Source organism: Nocardioides cynanchi, assembly GCF_008761635.1.
GTDB classification, from domain to species: domain Bacteria; phylum Actinomycetota; class Actinomycetes; order Propionibacteriales; family Nocardioidaceae; genus Nocardioides; species Nocardioides cynanchi.
This window is the reverse complement of sequence record NZ_CP044344.1, coordinates 2,533,668-2,550,815: the sequence shown is the minus strand read 5'-3', so window position 1 is coordinate 2,550,815 and position 17,148 is coordinate 2,533,668. Positions and strand designations below refer to the sequence as shown.

The following is a 17,148-nucleotide window of genomic DNA, read 5'->3' as shown; positions in this document are numbered from 1 at the left end:
GGAGACCCCCATGTCGTCGATCCCGCCCGCACCCCTCGACGCGGCCCAGCTGGCGCTGGCAGCGGCGCCGTTCGGCTCGAGCCGGATGCTGCCGCGCGCCGCCTACCTCTCCGACGACGTCCTGGCGTGGGAGCGCGAGCATCTCTTCTCCGGCTGGATGTGCCTGGGTCGCTCCGCCGAGATCAAGCCCGGCGGGCTGCGTGCGGAGTCGGTCGGCGACTACGGCGTGCTGCTGACCAGGGACCCCGAGGGTGAGCTGCGGGCGTTCGAGAACGCCTGTCGCCACCGCGGCCACGAGCTGCTGCCGTGCGGGGGGTCGAGTGACGCCAAGGCGATCGTGTGTCCCTACCACGCATGGTCCTACCGCCACGACGGCAGCCTGATCGGCGCTCCGCACTTCAAGGAGGTCGAGAAGTTCGACAAGTCGACACTCGGTCTCAAGTCGGTGCGGGTGCAGGAGTGGCACGGCTGGGTGTTCGTCGACCGGACCGGCGCGGCCGAGGACTTCACGTCGTACATCGGCGAGCTCGAGGGGATCGTCGCGCCGTACGACGCCGGCACGCTGGTCACCGCCGAGACCCACACCTACGAGGTCGCCGCGAACTGGAAGGTGATCGTCGAGAACTACCAGGAGTGCTATCACTGCTCGATGATCCATCCCGAGCTGTGCCGCGTCTCCCCGCCGACCAGCGGGGAGAACGTCGAGCTGCCGGGCAACTGGGTGGGCGGCTGGATGGACCTCCGGCAGGGCGCCGAGACGATGTCGCTCGACGGGCGCAGCGGCGGGGTCGCGATGGCGCGGCTCGACGAGCACGAGCTGTCGACGGTGATGTACGTCGCGGTGCTGCCCAACCTCCTGATCTCGCTGCACCCCGACTACGTGATGACCCACCAGCTGGTTCCGCTCTCGCCGGGCACGACCCGGATCACCTGCTCCTGGGCGTTCCCGGCCGACGTGGCCGCCGCCGAGGGCTTCAGCCCGGCGTACGCCGTCGACTTCTGGGACCTCACCAACCGTCAGGACTGGTCGGCGTGCGAGTCCGTCCAGCGCGGCATGGCCGCCCCCCACTACGAAGCCGGCCCGCTCGCCCCGGACGAGGACGGCGTCTACCACTTCGTCTCCAAGATGGCCCGCGCCTACCAGGGCAGCTGAGTCGGCGCAAAGAGGCAGGCGAGACACGCCGAGTCGGCGCAAAGAGGCAGGGCAATCACGTCCAGTCGGCGCAAACAGGCACGGCAACCACGCCCAGTCGGCGCAAAGAGGCACTCGCGACACATCAGTCAGTGGGGTACGACGCCCTTTTGCGCCGAGCCAGCCATGGTTGGACGTCACTTTTGCGCCGACTCAGCTGTCGTACGGCGTCTCTTTGCGCCGACTCAGCTGTCGTACGGCGTCTCTTTGCGCCGACTCAGCGGTCGTACGACGCCTATTTGCGCCGACTCAGCGGTCGTAAAACGTCTCTTTGCGCCGACTCAGCTGTCGTGCCACGCCTGTTTGCGCCGACTCAGCGGTCAGCTGGTCCAGGCGGTCCACAGGGCGGCGTACTCGCCGTCCTGGGCGACCAGCTCGTCGTGGGAGCCGAGCTCCACGATCAGCCCGTCGATGACCACCGCGATCCGGTCGGCGTCGTGGGCGGTGTGGAGGCGGTGCGCGATCGCGACCACGGTCCGTCCGTCGAGCAGCGCGTTCATCGAGCCCTCGAGGGTGCGCGCGGTCCGCGGGTCGATCAGCGACGTCGCCTCGTCGAGCACCAGGGTGTGCGGGTCGGCGATGATCAGCCGCGCCAGCGCCACCTGCTGCGCCTGGGCAGGTGTCAGCGGCTGGTTGCCCGAGCCGATCAGCGTGTCCAGCCCGAGGGGCAGCCGCTCGACCCAGTCGCGCGAGCCCACGGCTGACAGGGCCGCGAGGACCGCCTCGTCGGAGGAGTCCTCCCGCGCCAGCACGATGTTGTCGCGCACCGTCCCCTTGAAGACGTGGTGCTCCTGGGTGACCAGCGCGACCTCGGTCCGCAGCGACTCCAGCGGCAGCTTCACCAGGTCGACGCCGCCGACCCTGACCGACCCGGTCCGGGGACCGTTGATCCCCGACAGGAGCCGCCCGAGGGTCGACTTGCCCGAGCCCGACGGCCCCACGATGGCCAGCCGCTCCCCGATCCGCAGGTCGAGTGACACCCCATGGAGTACGTCGTGCCCCTCGCGGTAGGCGAACCGCAGGTCCTCGGCGACCAGGTGCGGCCCGTCCGGTACGTCGGTCCCGGGGGTGCGGTCCTCGGGCACCTGGGCGATGCCGAGCAGCCGGCTCGTCGATGCGACGCCGACCTGGAGGCGGTCCATCTCGCCGACCAGCCGGTCGAGCGGCCCGCTCAGCGACTCGACGTACAACAGCGACGCGGTGATCTGCCCCGGCGAGACCCAGCCGCGGTGGTAGCCGTAGGCGCCCACCAGCACGGTCACCACGCGCGGGCTGTTGAACGCCACGTCGATCACGGTGAACAGCAGGTTGCGCAGGGTCATCGTGTAGCGCTCGGCCTGCGCCGACACGGCGATGTCGTCGTCGCCGGCCCGCACCCGGATCGCCGACAGCCCGAGCGCCTCGACGGTGCGGGCGCCCTCGGCGGTCTCGGTCAGCGTGGTGTTGATCCGGGAGTACGTCGCACCCTCGGTGATGTAGCCCTTCGGGGCGCGCTGGAGGTAGCGCCGCACCGAGAACACCGACGAGCCGATCAGCAGCAGGCACGGCACCGCCAGCACCACGGAGTTGAGCAGCATCGCGACCACCGACAGGGCCACGGTGAGCCCCGAGATGATCGCCTGCGGCACCCCGAACTGCACCGAGCGGCTCATCGTGCCCACGTCGCGGGTCACCCTGGTCACGAGGTCTCCGGTCGAGGCGCCCTCGACCCGGCCGAGCGGCAGCCTCAGCACGGTCGCGACGATGTACTCGCGCGCCGACGAGAGCAGGTCCTGCCCGAAGATCGTGGAGACCCGCTGGGCCAGGAAGGTCAGCAGGGCCTGCGTGCACACCACCGCGATGATCAACAGGGCCAGGTGGTCGAGCTGGCTGAGCTGTGCTCCGCGACTGTCCGCACCGAGAGTGCGGTCGACCAGGCTGCCGAGCAGCCGGGGTACGACGAGCGCGGCACCGGCGGCGAGCGCGTTCAGGATCACCAGCCAGGTGAAGATGCCCTTGCGCTCGCGCAGCAGGCTCCGGAAGAAGGCCAGCACGACGTGGTTGTCGGCCACCGGCCAGCCGCGGTCGGGGTTGCGGGACGCGGCGTAGGTGTCGAGCGCCCGCTGCTCGCGCAGGAGGTGCCGGCGCCGGAGCGCTGCCAGCCGTTCGCGCCGGGTGACGCCGTGCGGAGGCACGAGCGCGGGCGGCACCGCCGGCTCGCGCTCGGCCCGGTCGAGCCAGGTGTCGGCCGAGCTGGACAGCAGGTCAGACGGGGCTGTGCTCATGAGCGGCCACCTCCTCCACCGGTGCGTCCATCGCCCGGGTCACGACCCGGCGGTACGCCGCGCTGTCGCGCAGCAGGTCCTCGTGCCGACCGGACTCGGTGACCCGGCCGTCCTCCATCAGCACCACGACGTCGGCGTGGTGCAGCCACAGCGGCGAGACCGTCGAGATCACGGTGGTGCGTCCGCGCCGCACCTCGGCCACCCGCTCGGCGATCCGGGCCTCGGTGTGGGCGTCCACGGCCGAGGTGGGCTCGACCAGTACCAGGATCTCGGCCTCGGTGGCCAGGGCCCGCGCGAGCACGACCCGCTGCCGCTGGCCACCGGACAGGCCGCGGCCGCGCTCGTCGAGCACGCCCTGCCAGCCGCCCGGAAGCGCGTCGTACACGTCCTCGGCGTTGGCGACCCGCACGGCCTCCTCGGCCTGCTCGCGGGTCAGCCGGCCGTGCGGGTCGATGGCGTCCTGCAGGCTGCCGGCGAACAGCTGGCTGCCGGTGTCACTGACCAGGATCCGCCGGCGTACGTCGTCCAGGGACGCCGCGCCGAGGTCGACGTCGCCCAGCCGGACGCCCCACGTGCGACTGGCCAGCTCCTCGTCCAGAGCCGCGAGCCGGGCGCGCTCGGCGATCCGCTCCGCCAGGGCGCGACGGGCCGCGCGACCCTTCACGCCCTCCTCGAGCACCTGGCTCACCGGCTCGGTGTCCGAAGGCAGGTAGCGGCCCAGCCGGTCGGCCAGGGCCGCGGTGTCCTCGGGGACGCCGGTGACCACGATCGTCAGCAGCCCCTCGCGCGCGACGAAGCCGCTGAGCTCGTCGACGAGGTCGCCGTGGTCGGGCAGCGGGGTGCTCTCGGCCTGGTCGGGCCACGGGGGCTTCTGCTCGAAGATCGCGATCGCCTTGCGCGCCGAGACGGTGGCCCGGGTGACCTTCTGGGCCAGCTCGAAGAAGGTCTGGATCGGATAGACCATGAACAGCGCGTAGCCCAGGAAGCTGATCAGCTGGCCGATGGTGAGGTCGCCCGAGATCACCTGGCGCGTCCCGAGCCAGACCAGCAGCACGATGAAGACACCGGAGAACAGCACACCGACGGCCTCGATCGCGGCCTGCCAGATCCCGGCGGAGACGCCGGCCTTCCTGGCCAGCTGCGACTGGTCGTCGTAGTTGCGGCCGAAGGTCCGTTCCCCGCCGATCCCGCGGAGGATCCGCAGCCCAGCCACGATGTCGGTGGCCATCGACGTGAGGTCGGAGTTGCGGGCGCGCTCGAGCTGCTGGCGCCGGTGCAGCGGACGCAGCAGGGGGAGGGCGGCAGCGACCAGCACGGGCGCGGCCACCAGCATCAGGATGCCCAGCATCGGAGAGGTGCTGAGGACGATCGCGGCGACGACGAGGTAGGCCACCAGCTGGGAGCCCGAGCGGGAGATGATCTCCGTGAGCGCTCCGAACTCGTCGGAGTCGCTCGACGAGACGCTGAGCACCTCGCCCGTCGGTGTACGACGCGGCAGGACGTGGCCCATCTGCGCGACCTTGCGGGTGACCATCTTGGTCGTGCCGTACAGCCCGATCAGCCAGCTCCGCACGATCAGGGTGTGCATCACGATCCCGAAGGTCGCCCCGATCAGCGTGACCAGGAGCAGCAGCGAGGCCCAGAACAGGGTGCCGCTCAGCGACTCGGCCAGGATGCCGTGGTCGACCGCCTTGCCGAAGAGCCAGGGCCCGACCGTCAGGGGCAGCTGCCAGAGCACACCCACGGCGGTGGCCAGCGCGATCACCTGCCACTGCTGCCGGAGCACCCACCGCAGGAAGGCCGCCGGGCTGCGCGTGTCCGGCGCGGGACCCGGCTGTTGTCCGGGCGCGCTGAAGAAGGCGGAAATTTCCGGTGGGAAGTCGCGCATGGCTCTCTGAGGGTAGGCGTCCGGTGCCAGGTCGGGCGAACCCTTTAGGCCGGAGGTCCGGTCTCGCCACGAGGTGACAGCCGGGTGGTCCGGGGTCCTAGTCTGACGACATGGCCTACTACCGCAGCGTCGGTGCGGTGCCACCGACCCGGCACACCCAGCATCGCGACGAGGAGGGCAACCTCTACCGCGAGGAGCTGATGGGGGAGGAGGGCTTCTCCTCGGACTCCTCCCTGCTCTACCACTGCGGCGTGCCGTCGGCGATCGTCGACGCCCAGGTGTGGGACCTGCCCGACCAGACCCGCACCCCCAACCACCCGCTCAAGCCCCGCCATCTCAAGCTCCACACGCTCTTCCCCCAGCCCGGAGAGGGCGCCGGCGCCTGCCCCGTCGAGGGGCGCCGGCTGGTCCTGGGCAACAACGACGTCCGGCTGTCGTACGTCGTCACCGGCACCGACCCATCCCCCCTCTACCGCAACGCCATCGGCGACGAGTGCGTCTACGTGCAGTCCGGCTCCGGGACGGTGGAGACCGTCTTCGGGGTGATCGCCTACCGCGAAGGTGACTACGTCCTGATCCCGCGGGCGACCGATCATCGCTGGGTGCCCGCCGAGGCCAGTCGCCTCTACGCGATCGAGGCCAGCTCCCACATCGCGCCGCCCAAGCGCTACCTCTCGCGCTACGGGCAGCTGCTCGAGCACGCGCCGTACTGCGAGCGCGACCTGCACGGCCCGGTCGAGACCCACCTGGTCGACGCGTCTGACAACGCAGACGTCGAGGTCCTGGTCAAGCACCGCACCGGCGGCCAGATCGTCGGCAGCAGGCTGACGTACGCCACGCATCCCTTCGACGTGGTCGGCTGGGACGGCTGCCTGTACCCCTACACGTTCAACATCGACGACTACATGCCGATCACCGGCAAGGTGCACCAGCCGCCACCGGTGCACCAGGTCTGGGAGGGCCACAACTTCGTGGTCTGCAACTTCCTGCCCCGCAAGGTCGACTACCACCCCCTGGCGATCCCGGTGCCCTACTACCACTCCAACGTCGACAGCGACGAGGTGATGTTCTACGTCGGCGGCGACTACGAGGCGCGCAAGGGCTCGGGCATCAACATCGGATCGGTCTCCCTGCACCCGGGCGGGCACGCCCACGGGCCGCAGCCGAGCGCGATCGAGGCCTCGCTGGGTGCGGAGTTCTTCGACGAGTCGGCGGTGATGGTCGACACCTTCGCCCCCCTCGAGCTGGGCGAGGGCGGCCTCGCGGCCGAGGACCCCGCCTATGCCTGGACCTGGGCCGGGCGCGGCCCCGACGCCGACCAGCAGGACGGCGACGGCGGGCCGGCCGTCTACTCGAACTCGTGACCGACATCCTGCTCCCCCGCGACGTGCCACTGGGCGGCCTGCGCGCCATGAACGTCCGGCGCACGCTGCCGCAGCGCCAACGGTCGTTGATCGGGGCCTGGTGCTTCCTCGACCACTACGGGCCCGACCGGGTCGCCGACACCGGCGGCATGCTGGTGGCGCCGCACCCCCACATCGGTCTGCAGACCGTGAGCTGGCTGTTCGGCGGCACCATCGAGCACCGCGACTCGATCGGCACCCATGCGCTGGTCAAGCCCGGGGAGCTCAACCTGATGACCGCAGGCCGGGGCATCTCGCACTCCGAGGTCTCCACCGACGAGGCGACGGTGCTGCACGGCGTCCAGCTCTGGGTGGCGCTGCCGTCCGCCGTCCGCGACACCGAGCCGGCGTTCCGGCACTACGCGCCGCCGGTGATGCACGGCGAGGGCTGGGACGCCCAGGTGTTCCTCGGCTCGCTGCTCGGCAGCGAGTCACCGGTCGAGACCTTCAGCCCGCTCGTCGGTGCGGAGATCATCCTGGACGCCGGCACCACCCTGACCCCCGAGGTCGAGCCGGGCTACGAGTACGGCGTACTGGTCGACTTCGGGGCCGTCCACGTCAACGGCGAGGAGGTGACCCAGCACCACCTGGCCTACGTCGCCCCGGGCGAGCCGCTGGAGATCCTCGCCGACGACCTGTCCCACGTGCTGCTGATCGGCGGCCGGCCCTTGGGCGAGGACATCGTGATGTGGTGGAACTTCGTGGGGCGTGACCACGAGGAGATCTCCGAGGCCCGCAACGACTGGATGGCCCAGATCTCCGACAACGCCGGCCTGGTCCAGGACGGCACCGACGCCTACGACGGCCGGTTCGGCATCGTCGGGGACCATCTCACCCCGATCCCGGCACCGGTCATGCCGAACGCGCGGCTCAAGGCTCGAGCCTGAGGACGACGCGAGATCGCTCGCGACGCTGCCTGTCCGAGGGCTCTGGCAGGATCGCCGCATGGCGGGCGTGAGCGTGGGCGACGACGGGGTCGCGCGCTGTCCCTGGGCCGGCGACGACCCCGTGATGCGGGCCTACCACGACACCGAGTGGGGGGTGCCCGTCCACGGCGAGGCGGCCCACCTCGAGCGGCTGACGCTGGAGGCCTTCCAGTCCGGGCTCTCGTGGCGCACCATCCTGCTCAAGCGGCCGGCGTTTCGCGAGGCGTTCGCCGGCTTCGACGCCGACCGGGTCGCGGCGTACGAGGAGGCCGATGTCGCGCGGTTGATGGCCGACGCCGGCATCGTGCGCAACCTGGCCAAGGTCAGGGCCGCGATCACCAACGCGCGGGCGACCGTCGACCTGCGCCAGCACGGCGGGCTGGTCGCCTTCATCGAGGGCCACCGTCCACCCCCCGGCCCCCCGCCGCGCGACACCTCCGACCTCGAGTCCTCGACGGCGGCGTCGCTGGCCCTGTCCAAGGCGCTGAAGAAGGTGGGGTTCGCGTTCGTGGGCCCGACCACGATGCATGCCCTGATGGAGGCGATCGGCCTGGTCGACGACCACCTGGCCGGGTGTCACCGCCGCGGTCACGCCAACGCCTGAGCTGCGGACGTATCTCCGGCCCGCCGCGGTCCTCCTGAAGGTCGTGCCGGGGCCGACGGGGGCCCGACACACCCCGCGGATGCTCTCCGAGTACTTCGCCGGACGACCGCCGGTCCCACACCGGCGGTCGTCGCGTCTGCGGCGAACGGCGACCCATTAGCCTCCGCAGCATGGCCCGTCTCCACGCATTCTCCGACGACGCCCTGGCCGACCACGACGCCGTGGGCCTGGCCGGGCTGCTCGCCGCGGGGCAGCTCTCGGTCCCCGAGGTGGTCGAGGCCGCGATCGCCCGCACCGAGCAGGTGGCCGGGCCGCTCGGGGCGCTGGCCGTTGAGTGCTTCGACCGGGCCCGGGCCGAGGCGCGGGCACCCCGCGGCGGGTTCTTCTCCGGCGTGCCCACCGTGGTCAAGGACAACGTCGACGTGGCCGGGCTGCCCACCCAGCAGGGCTCGGACGCGTTCGAGCCGCGCCCGGTCAAGGCCGACGGCGACTTCGCCCGGATGTACCTCGCGACCGGCCTGGTCCCGATCGGCAAGTCCCAGCTGTCCGAGTACGGCTTCAGCGCCTCCGCCGAGCACCCGCGGCTCGGGCCGGTCCGGTCGCCCTGGTCGACCCACCACACCGCGGGCGCGTCGTCGGCCGGTGCCGGGGCTCTGGTCGCCGCGGGCGCCGTCCCGATCGCCCACGGCAACGACGGCGGTGGCTCGGTCCGGATCCCGGCCGCGGTCAACGGGCTGGTCGGCCTCAAGCCGACGCGGGGCCGTCTCGCCCAGGACCGACTCCTGCGCCAGATGCCGGTGCGGATCGTCTCCGACGGCGTGCTCACCCGCTCGGTGCGCGACACCGCGGCGTTCCTCCGCGAGGCCGAACGGGTCTACCGCGACCTCGCCCTGGCGCCCGTCGGCGACGTCACCCGCCCGGTCCGGGCCCGGCGCACCGTCGCCGTCCTGACCGACGGCATCGGGGTCAGCGCCACCCCCGAGGTCGAGAAGCTGACCCTCGAGACCGCCGCGCTCCTGGAGTCGCTCGGCCACCGCGTCGAGCGGATCGAGCAGCCGATGCCAACGTCGTTCCGCGACGACTTCCTGGTCTACTGGGCCTCCCTGGCGACCCTGACCGTGACCACCGGGCGGGCCGTGCACGGCCGGTCGTGGGACCGCTCCCGGCTCGACAACCTGACCCGCGGGCTCGACCGGCACTGTCGCCGCAACCTGAGCCGACTGCCCGGCGCGACCCGTCGGCTCCGGCGTTCCTCGGCCTTCTCCGAGGAGCTCCACGCACGGTACGACGTGCTGCTCACGCCGACCCTGGCCCGCGCCACACCGGAGATCGGCTGGCTGGACCCGACCCAGGACTACGAGACGATCATGGGCCGGCTGCTGGAGTGGGTCGCGTGGACGCCGGTGCAGAACGCGTCGGGCGCTCCGGCGGTGTCGCTGCCCCTGGCCACAACCGCAGCCGGCCTCCCGCAGGGGATGATGCTCGGGGCCGGGCACGGTCGCGAGGCGATACTGCTCGAGCTGGCCTACGAGCTGGAGCAGGCTCGGCCCTGGCCGCTCCTCCGCGATGCCTGAGGCTTGCTAGCGTCGACGGCATGAGAGCCGTTGCCTACCGCACGACCGGGGACTCCTCGGTGCTGGAGCCGACCGACCTCCCGATCCCCGAGCCGGGGCCGGGCGAGGTCCGGGTGCGGGTCGTCGTCGCGGGGGTCAACCCGACCGACTGGAAGGCCCGGGCCGGGCTCACCGGCCCGCGGGACCTGCCGTTCGACGCCGTCGTCCCCGGCCAGGACGGCGCGGGGGTCGTGGACGCCGTCGGCGACGGGGTGAGCGGGCTCGCCGCAGGCGACCGGGTCTGGGTGTACCTCGCGCAGCACGGGCGGCCGATCGGCACCGCCGCGGAGTACGCCGTGGTGCCCGAGGCCCTCGCGGTCCGCCTGCCCGACTCCGCGTCGTACGACGTGGGCGCCAGCCTCGGCGTGCCGGCGATGACCGCGCACCGCTGCCTGACCGTGCACGAGGACGGCCCGACGCGACTCGCGCCCGGTGCGCTGTCAGGTCGGACCGTGCTGGTCACCGGGGGAGCCGGCGCGGTCGGCCACGCCGCCATCCAGCTCGCGCGCTGGGCGGGCGCCGAGGTGATCACGACGATCAGCACCGAGGCCAAGGCACGGCTGGCGACAGCGGCCGGGGCCCACCACGTCGTGAGCTACACCGACGGTGACCCGGCGGCAGCGATCCGCGGGATCGCTCCCGAAGGCGTGGACCTGGTCGTCGAGGTGGCATTGATCCAGAACGTCGACCTGCTCGGTGCCGTGCTGAAGACCCGCGGCTCGGTCGCGGCGTACGCCAACACCGGTGGCACGGAGGCGACGCTGCCGTTCCGGTCGTTCATGGGGCTCAACGCCCGGATCCAGTTCGTGCTGCTCTACACCGTCGGCGACGCGGCCCTGCGAGCCGCTGCCGAGGACGTCGCCACGGCCGTCGCCGAGGGAGTCCTCGAGGTCGGGGATGACGCCGGCCTGCCCCTGGTCCGCTTCCCCCTGGACCGCACGGCCGATGCGCACGACGCCGTCGAGCAGGGTGCGGTCGGCAAGGTGCTGATCGACATCTAGCGTCCGGCCGGCCGTGGTGGATCACGGTGCCTCGCCTCCGCGCCCGCTCCGGGGCTGAGGTGGATCAGCCTGATCCAGGACCCACCACGGCCGCCATCTCAGCGGCGCTGGACGAACAGGGCCTGGGCCGACCGCGCGACCGGCCCCAGCGCGTCGTACGCCGTGGACGTGGCGATGCCGACCGACCCCGGGCCGAGGGCGGTCACGGCGTCGAGGCAGATCCACTCGCCGACCGGCTCGCGGAGCACGTGCACGGTGAGCTCGGTGTTGAGGAACGCCCAGTCACGCACGTCCAGGGTGGCGCTCACCCCGGATGCCGAGTCGACGCAGGCCATCAGCCGCTGGAGCGGCGAGGTGGGCCGGCCCTCGACGAGCGTGGGAGGACGCATCCAGACGACACCGGGACCGTCGACGTCGACCGCGCCGTCGATCCAGCGCCACTCGACCGCGTCGAGGTAGCCCGGACTCCACCCCTCGGGCCGGGACCGCGGCGACCCGTCCTCGGGCGAGTGGGCGGGCGCCGGTCCCGCCGCCACCGGCCCTGCACCACGCGGGAAGAGCCAGGCCGAGGCGGTTGCCACGAGCCGGTTCCGGGCCACGTCGTGGAGCTCGGCGCGGGCCAGCGACACCGACCTGCCCGGTCGGACGACGGACGCCGCGACCTCGAGCGGACCGACCGGGACCGGACCCAGCAGGTCGAGCGTGAGTCGACCCACGACACCGAGGTCGAGCGCCTCGATCGCCCCGGCCAGCAGGGCCGCGGGCGGACCCCCGTGCTGGGCCTCGAGCGACCACGGGCCGGCCGTCGTCGGCAGCGACGTGACCCGCTCCCGGCCGGGCCCGGAAACCGCCTCGAGACGGTAGAAGCTGAGCGGCGGAGACGATTTCGGGATCATGTCCGCGCCTGTGTATCCTTCACGGTCGTTGCCCCTTTAGCTCAGACGGCAGAGCGTCTCCATGGTAAGGAGAAGGTCTACGGTTCGATTCCGTAAAGGGGCTCTGGGTGGGGTTCTGGCCCCGGTCCCCGGCGGGGTAGCTCAGGTGGTTAGAGCACACGGCTCATAATCGTGGTGTCGCGGGTTCGAGTCCCGCCCCCGCTACACAAGATCGATCTCAGCAGTTTCGACCCGAAGGAATACCCGTGGCAGCCAAGAGCTCCGACGTTCGCCCCAAGATCACGCTCGCGTGCACCGAGTGCAAGGAGCGCAACTACATCACCAAGAAGAACCGCCGCAACGACCCGGACCGCATGGAGCTGAAGAAGTTCTGCCCGCGTTGCCGCACTCACACGCCGCACCGCGAGACCCGCTGACCCTCGCTGGTCGCAACCAGCACCACCGCACGCCCGTCCGGCTCAGCCGGGCGGGCGTCGTCGTGTTCGGCCGGGCCATCGGTAGATTCGCCCGCATGCCTATCGACCAGTCGCTGGTGGGTCGCGAGTTCCCCCCCACCCCGCCGTACCACGTCACCGAGGAGTCGGTGCGCGCGTTCGTGAGCGCCACGGGTGGGGAGTACGACGGTGGCCCGGCGCCGGCGACCTTCCCGATCGTGGTGGCGTTCGCGGCGATGAACGACTTCCTGGACGCCGAGCAGGTCGAGCTGCGGCGGATCGTCCACGGCGAGCAGCGGTTCGCCTACGAGCGCCCCGTCGTTCCCGGCGACGTGCTGACCGCCACCCTCACGGTGGCCGGCCTCCGGCAGATCGGGGGCAACGACATCCTGGGCACGGTCAGTGCGGTCACCGACGCCTCCGGCGCCCTGGTCTGCTCGACCTCGGCGACCCTGGTCCACCGGGGTGAGGCATGAGCCTCGAGCCGCAGACCTTCACCGTCACCCGGGCCGACCTGGTCCGCTACGCCGAGGCCAGTGGCGACCACAACCCGATCCACCAGGACGAGCAGGTCGCCCTGGCCGTCGGCCTGCCCGGCGTGATAGCCCACGGCATGTACACGATGGCGCTGGCCGCGCGGGCGGTGGCCGGGTGGTTCCCGGGGGCCGAGGTGGTCTCCTTCGGCTGCAAGTTCACCAACCCGGTCGTCGTCCCCGAGGACGGCGGGGCCGAGGTCCTCGTCGAGGGCGCGGCGGTGCCGGGCGACGACGGGTTGACGACGGTGACCCTGACCGTGACCTGCGCCGGCCAGAAGGTACTCGGCATGCCCAAGGCCGTCGTCCGTGCCTGAGCGGCTCGCCGACCACACCACCCTGCGGGTGGGCGGCCCCGCCCGGTCCTGGGTGCGGGCGACCACCGAGGCCGAGCTCGTCGACGCCGTACGCCGTGCCGACGAGGCCGCGGAGCCGGTCCTGGTCCTGGCCGGCGGCAGCAACCTCCTGGTGGCCGACGAGGGCTTCGCCGGCACGGTGGTCGAGGTCGCCACCACGGGCATCGCATCCGATGTCACCGACGACGAACCCACCTGCGGTGGGGCCGTGGTCACCGTCGCCGCGGGAGAGAGCTGGGACGCCTTCGTCGCCACGGCGGTCGAGCGCGGCTGGCTCGGTCTCGAGGCGCTCTCGGGGATCCCCGGCTCGGTCGGCGCAACCCCGATCCAGAACGTCGGCGCCTACGGCCAGGAGGTCGCCCAGACCATCGCGTCGGTCCGGGTCTGGGACCGCAGGCTCCGGGGCTTCCGGACGTTCGCGGCGGCCGACTGCGGCTTCGGCTACCGCACCAGCCGCTTCAAGGCCGACCCCGGCCGGCACGTCGTCGTCGAGGTCACCTTCCAGCTCCGGCAGGGCACGCTGGGTACCCCCGTGACCTACGCCGAGCTCGCCGCCAGCCTCGGCGTCGAGCCGGGCACGCGCGCGCCGCTGCACGACGTACGTCGTACGGTGCTGGGGCTGCGTGCCGGCAAGGGCATGGTGCTCGACCCGGCCGACCACGACACCTGGAGCGCCGGCTCGTTCTTCACCAACCCGGTGGTCGCCGCCGACCGGGTGCCCGACGGCGCGCCCGCCTGGCCGCAGCCCGACGGCTCGGTGAAGACCAGTGCGGCCTGGCTGATCGAGCACGCCGGCTTCGCCAAGGGATACGGACGAGGCCCGGCCCGCGTGTCGACGAAGCACACGCTGGCACTCACCAACCGCGGCGACGCCACCTCGGCGGACCTGCTGGCCCTGGCCCGCGAGATCCGCGACGGTGTCGAGGCCCGGTTCGCGATCCGGCTGGTCAACGAGCCGGTGCTGGTCGGCTGTGAGCTATGAGCTGACGCCCCGGTGGTGCACCCGCACGTGCACCGGCGTGGGCCCGTTGTCGCTGCCGGTGGGCGCGACTGCCACCACCAGCGCCAGGATCGCCACGAGCGCGATCACCCCCAGGACCAGCAGGGCGGTGCCGATGATGCCCATGATCCGGGCAGCACTGGCCTTCTCGCGGCCGCTGTAGCGATCCGGCGAGGCGTCGATCTCGCGCAGCGCGCGGCCGCTGATCACCCATGCGAACGGTGAGAGCACCAGGGTCAGCCCGCCGCAGAGCAGCACCCCGACCAGCCCGATGATGCCGAGGACCAGGCCGGTGTTCGCCGACGGGTGCTCCGGTATCCCGGCCCCCCGGGATACCCGCCGTACGGCGAGGCGCCGTAGGGGTTGGGAGCGGCGTACTGGTCGAACGAGCCCGGCTGCGGGTAGGGGTTGGGCGGTGGTGCGAAGGGGGCCCCCTGCTGCGAGGTGGGCGGGGGTGGAGGTGGTGGGGGCGGCGTCGGCGGCTGGTGCGACGCGTCGTTCGCGGGGTCGCTGCCGTCGCCCCACGGTCGGTGCGTGGGCGGCAGGTCCTCGTCGCTCATGGCGACATCGTGGCAGATGTCGGAGCGGCCGACAGCCAGTCGTCGACCTCGGCCAACCAGTCGTCCCGCAGCGGCTCCGGGGCCTGCGACGCCCGGATCGACATCCGGGCCAGGTCGGCCAGGGTGGCGTCGCTCAGGTCGTGGGCGGCGCGCATCGTGGCGTACTGCGCGGCCAGCCGGGACCCGAAGAGCAACGGGTCGTCGGCGCCCAGCGCGACGGTGGCGCCCGCAGCCAGCAGTGCGGGGAGGGGGACCGAGGTGAGGTCGGAGTAGACGCCCAGGGCGACGTTGGACACCGGGCAGATCTCCAGGGCGACGTCGGCGTCCACGAGCCGGGCCAGCAGGTCGGGGTCCTCGACCGAACGGACCCCGTGACCGAGACGGTCGGCATGGAGGTCGTCGAGGCAGGTGCGCACGGACGACGGCCCGACCAGCTCGCCGCCGTGCGGCACGAGCATCAGCCCCGCGCGCTCGGCGATCCGGAAGGCCGGTGCGAAGTCGGTGGTGGACCCGCGCCGTTCGTCGTTGGACAGGCCGAAGCCGACGACCCCGCGGCCGACGTACTGCGCGGCGAGCCGGGCCAGGGTGCGCGCGTCCAGCGGGTGCCTCGTCCGGTTGGCCGCGATCACCACGGCCATGCCGATCCCGGTGACGGCCGACGCCTCGCGGACGGCGTCGAGGACCAGGTCGGTGAAGGCGGTGATCCCCCCGAACCGCGCGGCGTACCCCGAGGGGTCGACCTGGATCTCGAGCCAGCGTCCCCCGTCACGGACGTCGTCCTCGGCGGCCTCGACCACGAGCCGGCGTACGTCGTCCTCGGTACGCAGCACCGACCGGGCGACGTCGTAGAGCCGCTGGAAGCGGAACCAGCCCTTCTCGTCGGCAGCCGACAGCTCCGGCGGCCACTCGGTCACCAACGAGTCGGGCAGCACGATGCCGTCGCGCTCGGCCAGCTCGAGCAGGGTCGCGTGCCGCATCGACCCGGTGAAGTGCAGGTGGAGGTGGGCCTTGGGCAGGGTCCGGACGTCGCGCGGCTCCCCGCTCGGTGGCCGGCCCCGGTTCGGTGGTCGAGCGGAGTCGAGACCACCCACCTCAGGCGAAGAGCTTCTGGAGTCGCGTGATGCCCTCGACCAGGTCGTCGTCACCGAGGGCGTAGGAGAGCCGCAGGTAGCCCGGCGAGCCGAACGCCTCACCTGGGACCACCGCGACCTCGGCCTGCTCGAGGATCAGCTCGGCGAGGTCCGCCGAGCTCTCGACGACGCGGCCGTCGTAAGCCCTCCCGAGCAGGCCCTTCACCGACGGGTAGGCGTAGAACGCGCCCTCGGGCATCGGGCAGACCACGCCGTCGATCTCGTTGAGCATCGACACGATCGTGCGGCGGCGGCGGTCGAAGGCGCGCTTCATCTCGTGGACCGCGGACAGGTCACCCGTCACGGCTGCCAGGGCGGCCCGCTGGGCGACGTTGGAGACGTTGGAGGTCGCGTGGGACTGGAGGTTGGTGGCGGCGGCGGCGAGGTCGCGCGGGGCGATCAGCCAGCCCACGCGCCAGCCGGTCATGGCGTAGGTCTTGGCGACGCCGTTCACCACCACGCAGCTGTCGGCCAGCTCGGGGCACAGCACCGGGAGCGATCCGGTCTCCAGGTCGTCGTAGACCAGGTGCTCGTAGATCTCGTCGGTGAGCACCCACAGCTCGTGCTCGGCGACCCAGGCGCCGATCGCCCGGACCTCGTCTGCGGTGTAGACGGCCCCGGTCGGGTTGGACGGGGAGACGAACAGCAGCATCTTGGTGCGGTCGGTCCGCGCGGCCTCGAGCTGCGCGACGGTGACCTTGTACTCCTGGGTCTCGTCGGCCAGCACCGGCACGGCGACGCCGCCGGCGAGCTGGATCGCCTCGGGGTACGTCGTCCAGTACGGCGCGGGGACGATCACCTCGTCGCCCGGGTCGAGCATCGTGGCGAAGGCCTCGTAGATCGCCTGCTTGCCACCGTTGGTGACCACCACCTGCGCGGCCTCCACGCGGTAGCCGCTGTCACGCAGGGTCTTGTCGGCGATCGCCTGCCGCAGCTCGGGCAGGCCGCCGGCGGGGGTGTAGCGGTGGTTCTTCGGGTCGCGGCAGGCCTCGACGGCCGCCTCGACGACGTAGTCCGGCGTCGGGAAGTCGGGCTCGCCGGCGCCGAAGCCGATCACCGGCCGGCCCTCGGCCTTGAGGGCCTTGGCCCGGGCGTCGACCTTGAGCGTCGCCGACTCCGCGATCGCCGCGACCCGCCGGGAGATCCTGCGGCTGCGCGGGCTGGTGGTGGTGCGGTCGGTGGTGGCCTCGCTCATGCAGCCCATCGTAGGGCCGTCGCCGGGCTCCGCCCGAAGCGGTGGCGACGTCGGCGAGCGGGCGTTTGGACGCACCCTCGGTCCTGCCCGTAGACTCGACCACCGGTGGTCTTCCCACATGCTTTGCCATGCCCACGCGTGGGTGTGGTCCTG

General features: G+C 72.2%; 17 protein-coding genes and 2 tRNA genes. 12 read left to right on the top strand and 7 right to left on the bottom strand.

Going from position 1 to position 17,148, the window contains the following annotated elements; all coding sequences use genetic code 11:
- The first annotated feature begins 10 nt into the window (after window positions 1–10).
- Window positions 11–1,153: an aromatic ring-hydroxylating oxygenase subunit alpha gene (locus tag E3N83_RS12295; protein WP_151083528.1), complete on the top strand. Its 1,143-nt coding sequence runs from the start codon at window positions 11–13 to the stop codon at window positions 1,151–1,153.
- A gap of 359 nt (window positions 1,154–1,512) precedes the next feature.
- Here the strand turns inward: E3N83_RS12295 and E3N83_RS12290 are convergent, their stop codons facing one another.
- Together E3N83_RS12290 and E3N83_RS12285 are read right to left on the bottom strand one after the other, a co-directional pair.
- Window positions 1,513–3,456, bottom strand: coding sequence for an ABC transporter ATP-binding protein (locus E3N83_RS12290; RefSeq protein WP_151083527.1), 1,944 nt, complete (start codon window positions 3,454–3,456; stop codon window positions 1,513–1,515).
- Window positions 3,437–5,344: an ABC transporter transmembrane domain-containing protein gene (locus tag E3N83_RS12285; protein WP_151083526.1), complete on the bottom strand. Its 1,908-nt coding sequence runs from the start codon at window positions 5,342–5,344 to the stop codon at window positions 3,437–3,439. Before E3N83_RS12285 ends, E3N83_RS12290 begins: the two co-directional genes overlap by 20 nt.
- 110 nt (window positions 5,345–5,454) lie before the next feature.
- Here E3N83_RS12285 and E3N83_RS12280 point away from each other — a divergent pair, with 110 nt between their 5' ends.
- The 5 genes from E3N83_RS12280 (at window position 5,455) to E3N83_RS12260 (ending at window position 10,891) form a co-directional block, all read left to right on the top strand.
- Complete coding sequence (locus E3N83_RS12280) at window positions 5,455–6,708, top strand: homogentisate 1,2-dioxygenase (RefSeq protein WP_151083525.1); 1,254 nt, start codon at window positions 5,455–5,457, stop codon at window positions 6,706–6,708.
- The gene (locus E3N83_RS12275) at window positions 6,705–7,634 is read left to right on the top strand and encodes a pirin family protein (RefSeq protein WP_238342880.1); all 930 of its coding nucleotides are present in this window, start codon (window positions 6,705–6,707) and stop codon (window positions 7,632–7,634) included. Before E3N83_RS12280 ends, E3N83_RS12275 begins: the two co-directional genes overlap by 4 nt.
- Before the next feature lie 58 nt (window positions 7,635–7,692).
- Window positions 7,693–8,277 (top strand): DNA-3-methyladenine glycosylase I, encoded by a 585-nt coding sequence (locus tag E3N83_RS12270; protein ID WP_151083524.1) that lies wholly within the window; start codon window positions 7,693–7,695, stop codon window positions 8,275–8,277.
- A 170-nt stretch (window positions 8,278–8,447) separates the two neighbouring features.
- Window positions 8,448–9,851 carry an amidase gene (locus tag E3N83_RS12265; protein ID WP_151083523.1) on the top strand — a complete coding sequence of 468 codons (1,404 nt, stop codon included), beginning with the start codon at window positions 8,448–8,450 and terminating at the stop codon, window positions 9,849–9,851.
- A gap of 20 nt (window positions 9,852–9,871) precedes the next feature.
- On the top strand, window positions 9,872–10,891 hold the full coding sequence (locus E3N83_RS12260; protein ID WP_151083522.1) for an NADPH:quinone reductase: 1,020 nt from the start codon (window positions 9,872–9,874) through the stop codon (window positions 10,889–10,891).
- Between the two features lie 98 nt (window positions 10,892–10,989).
- On the opposite strand, the gene E3N83_RS12255 is transcribed toward E3N83_RS12260, so the two are convergent.
- Entirely contained in the window at window positions 10,990–11,787 is a 798-nt protein-coding gene (locus tag E3N83_RS12255; protein ID WP_151083521.1) for a thioesterase family protein, read from the bottom strand.
- A gap of 30 nt (window positions 11,788–11,817) precedes the next feature.
- Between E3N83_RS12255 and E3N83_RS12250 the strand changes: the two genes are divergently transcribed.
- The 6 genes from E3N83_RS12250 (at window position 11,818) to E3N83_RS12225 (ending at window position 14,092) form a co-directional block, all read left to right on the top strand.
- Window positions 11,818–11,890 (top strand) — tRNA-Thr (locus tag E3N83_RS12250).
- 27 nt (window positions 11,891–11,917) lie between these two features.
- Window positions 11,918–11,991, top strand: a tRNA-Met gene (locus E3N83_RS12245).
- A gap of 41 nt (window positions 11,992–12,032) precedes the next feature.
- Window positions 12,033–12,203: a 50S ribosomal protein L33 gene (gene rpmG, locus E3N83_RS12240; RefSeq protein WP_191907791.1), complete on the top strand. Its 171-nt coding sequence runs from the start codon at window positions 12,033–12,035 to the stop codon at window positions 12,201–12,203.
- Between the two features lie 95 nt (window positions 12,204–12,298).
- Window positions 12,299–12,697: an FAS1-like dehydratase domain-containing protein gene (locus E3N83_RS12235; protein WP_151083519.1), complete on the top strand. Its 399-nt coding sequence runs from the start codon at window positions 12,299–12,301 to the stop codon at window positions 12,695–12,697.
- Entirely contained in the window at window positions 12,694–13,071 is a 378-nt protein-coding gene (locus E3N83_RS12230) for a MaoC/PaaZ C-terminal domain-containing protein (protein WP_151083518.1), read from the top strand. The genes E3N83_RS12235 and E3N83_RS12230 overlap by 4 nt, the downstream gene beginning before the upstream one ends.
- Window positions 13,064–14,092 (top strand): UDP-N-acetylmuramate dehydrogenase, encoded by a 1,029-nt coding sequence (locus E3N83_RS12225; RefSeq protein WP_151083517.1) that lies wholly within the window; start codon window positions 13,064–13,066, stop codon window positions 14,090–14,092. The genes E3N83_RS12230 and E3N83_RS12225 overlap by 8 nt, the downstream gene beginning before the upstream one ends.
- Here E3N83_RS12225 and E3N83_RS19575 read toward each other — a convergent pair.
- The 4 genes from E3N83_RS19575 to E3N83_RS12210 are packed head-to-tail and all read right to left on the bottom strand — an operon-like array spanning window position 14,087 to window position 16,995.
- The gene (locus tag E3N83_RS19575) at window positions 14,087–14,341 is read right to left on the bottom strand and encodes a hypothetical protein (RefSeq protein WP_191907790.1); all 255 of its coding nucleotides are present in this window, start codon (window positions 14,339–14,341) and stop codon (window positions 14,087–14,089) included. The two genes, E3N83_RS12225 and E3N83_RS19575, sit on opposite strands and share 6 nt — an antisense overlap.
- Before the next feature lie 5 nt (window positions 14,342–14,346).
- Entirely contained in the window at window positions 14,347–14,670 is a 324-nt protein-coding gene (locus tag E3N83_RS19570) for a hypothetical protein (protein WP_191907789.1), read from the bottom strand.
- Window positions 14,667–15,761, bottom strand: a complete 1,095-nt coding sequence (locus E3N83_RS12215; protein ID WP_151083516.1) for an adenosine deaminase — start codon at window positions 15,759–15,761, stop codon at window positions 14,667–14,669. The genes E3N83_RS19570 and E3N83_RS12215 overlap by 4 nt, the downstream gene beginning before the upstream one ends.
- A 1-nt stretch (window position 15,762) precedes the next feature.
- Entirely contained in the window at window positions 15,763–16,995 is a 1,233-nt protein-coding gene (locus E3N83_RS12210) for a pyridoxal phosphate-dependent aminotransferase (protein WP_151083515.1), read from the bottom strand.
- Window positions 16,996–17,148: the final 153 nt, after the last annotated feature.

Excerpts from the sequence above, each read along its gene's own strand:
- E3N83_RS12260 (WP_151083522.1), top strand. The coding sequence starts at position 9,872 with ATGAGAGCCGTTGCCTACCGCACGACCGGGGACTCCTCGGTGCTGGAG.
- E3N83_RS12270 (WP_151083524.1), top strand. The coding sequence starts at position 7,693 with ATGGCGGGCGTGAGCGTGGGCGACGACGGGGTCGCGCGCTGTCCCTGG.
- E3N83_RS12280 (WP_151083525.1), top strand. The coding sequence starts at position 5,455 with ATGGCCTACTACCGCAGCGTCGGTGCGGTGCCACCGACCCGGCACACC.
- E3N83_RS12210 (WP_151083515.1), bottom strand. The coding sequence starts at position 16,995 with ATGAGCGAGGCCACCACCGACCGCACCACCACCAGCCCGCGCAGCCGC.
- E3N83_RS12290 (WP_151083527.1), bottom strand. The coding sequence starts at position 3,456 with ATGAGCACAGCCCCGTCTGACCTGCTGTCCAGCTCGGCCGACACCTGG.
- E3N83_RS12295 (WP_151083528.1), top strand. The coding sequence starts at position 11 with ATGTCGTCGATCCCGCCCGCACCCCTCGACGCGGCCCAGCTGGCGCTG.
- E3N83_RS12255 (WP_151083521.1), bottom strand. The coding sequence starts at position 11,787 with ATGATCCCGAAATCGTCTCCGCCGCTCAGCTTCTACCGTCTCGAGGCG.
- E3N83_RS12230 (WP_151083518.1), top strand. The coding sequence starts at position 12,694 with ATGAGCCTCGAGCCGCAGACCTTCACCGTCACCCGGGCCGACCTGGTC.
- E3N83_RS12235 (WP_151083519.1), top strand. The coding sequence starts at position 12,299 with ATGCCTATCGACCAGTCGCTGGTGGGTCGCGAGTTCCCCCCCACCCCG.
- E3N83_RS19570 (WP_191907789.1), bottom strand. The coding sequence starts at position 14,670 with ATGAGCGACGAGGACCTGCCGCCCACGCACCGACCGTGGGGCGACGGC.
- E3N83_RS12265 (WP_151083523.1), top strand. The coding sequence starts at position 8,448 with ATGGCCCGTCTCCACGCATTCTCCGACGACGCCCTGGCCGACCACGAC.
- E3N83_RS12285 (WP_151083526.1), bottom strand. The coding sequence starts at position 5,344 with ATGCGCGACTTCCCACCGGAAATTTCCGCCTTCTTCAGCGCGCCCGGA.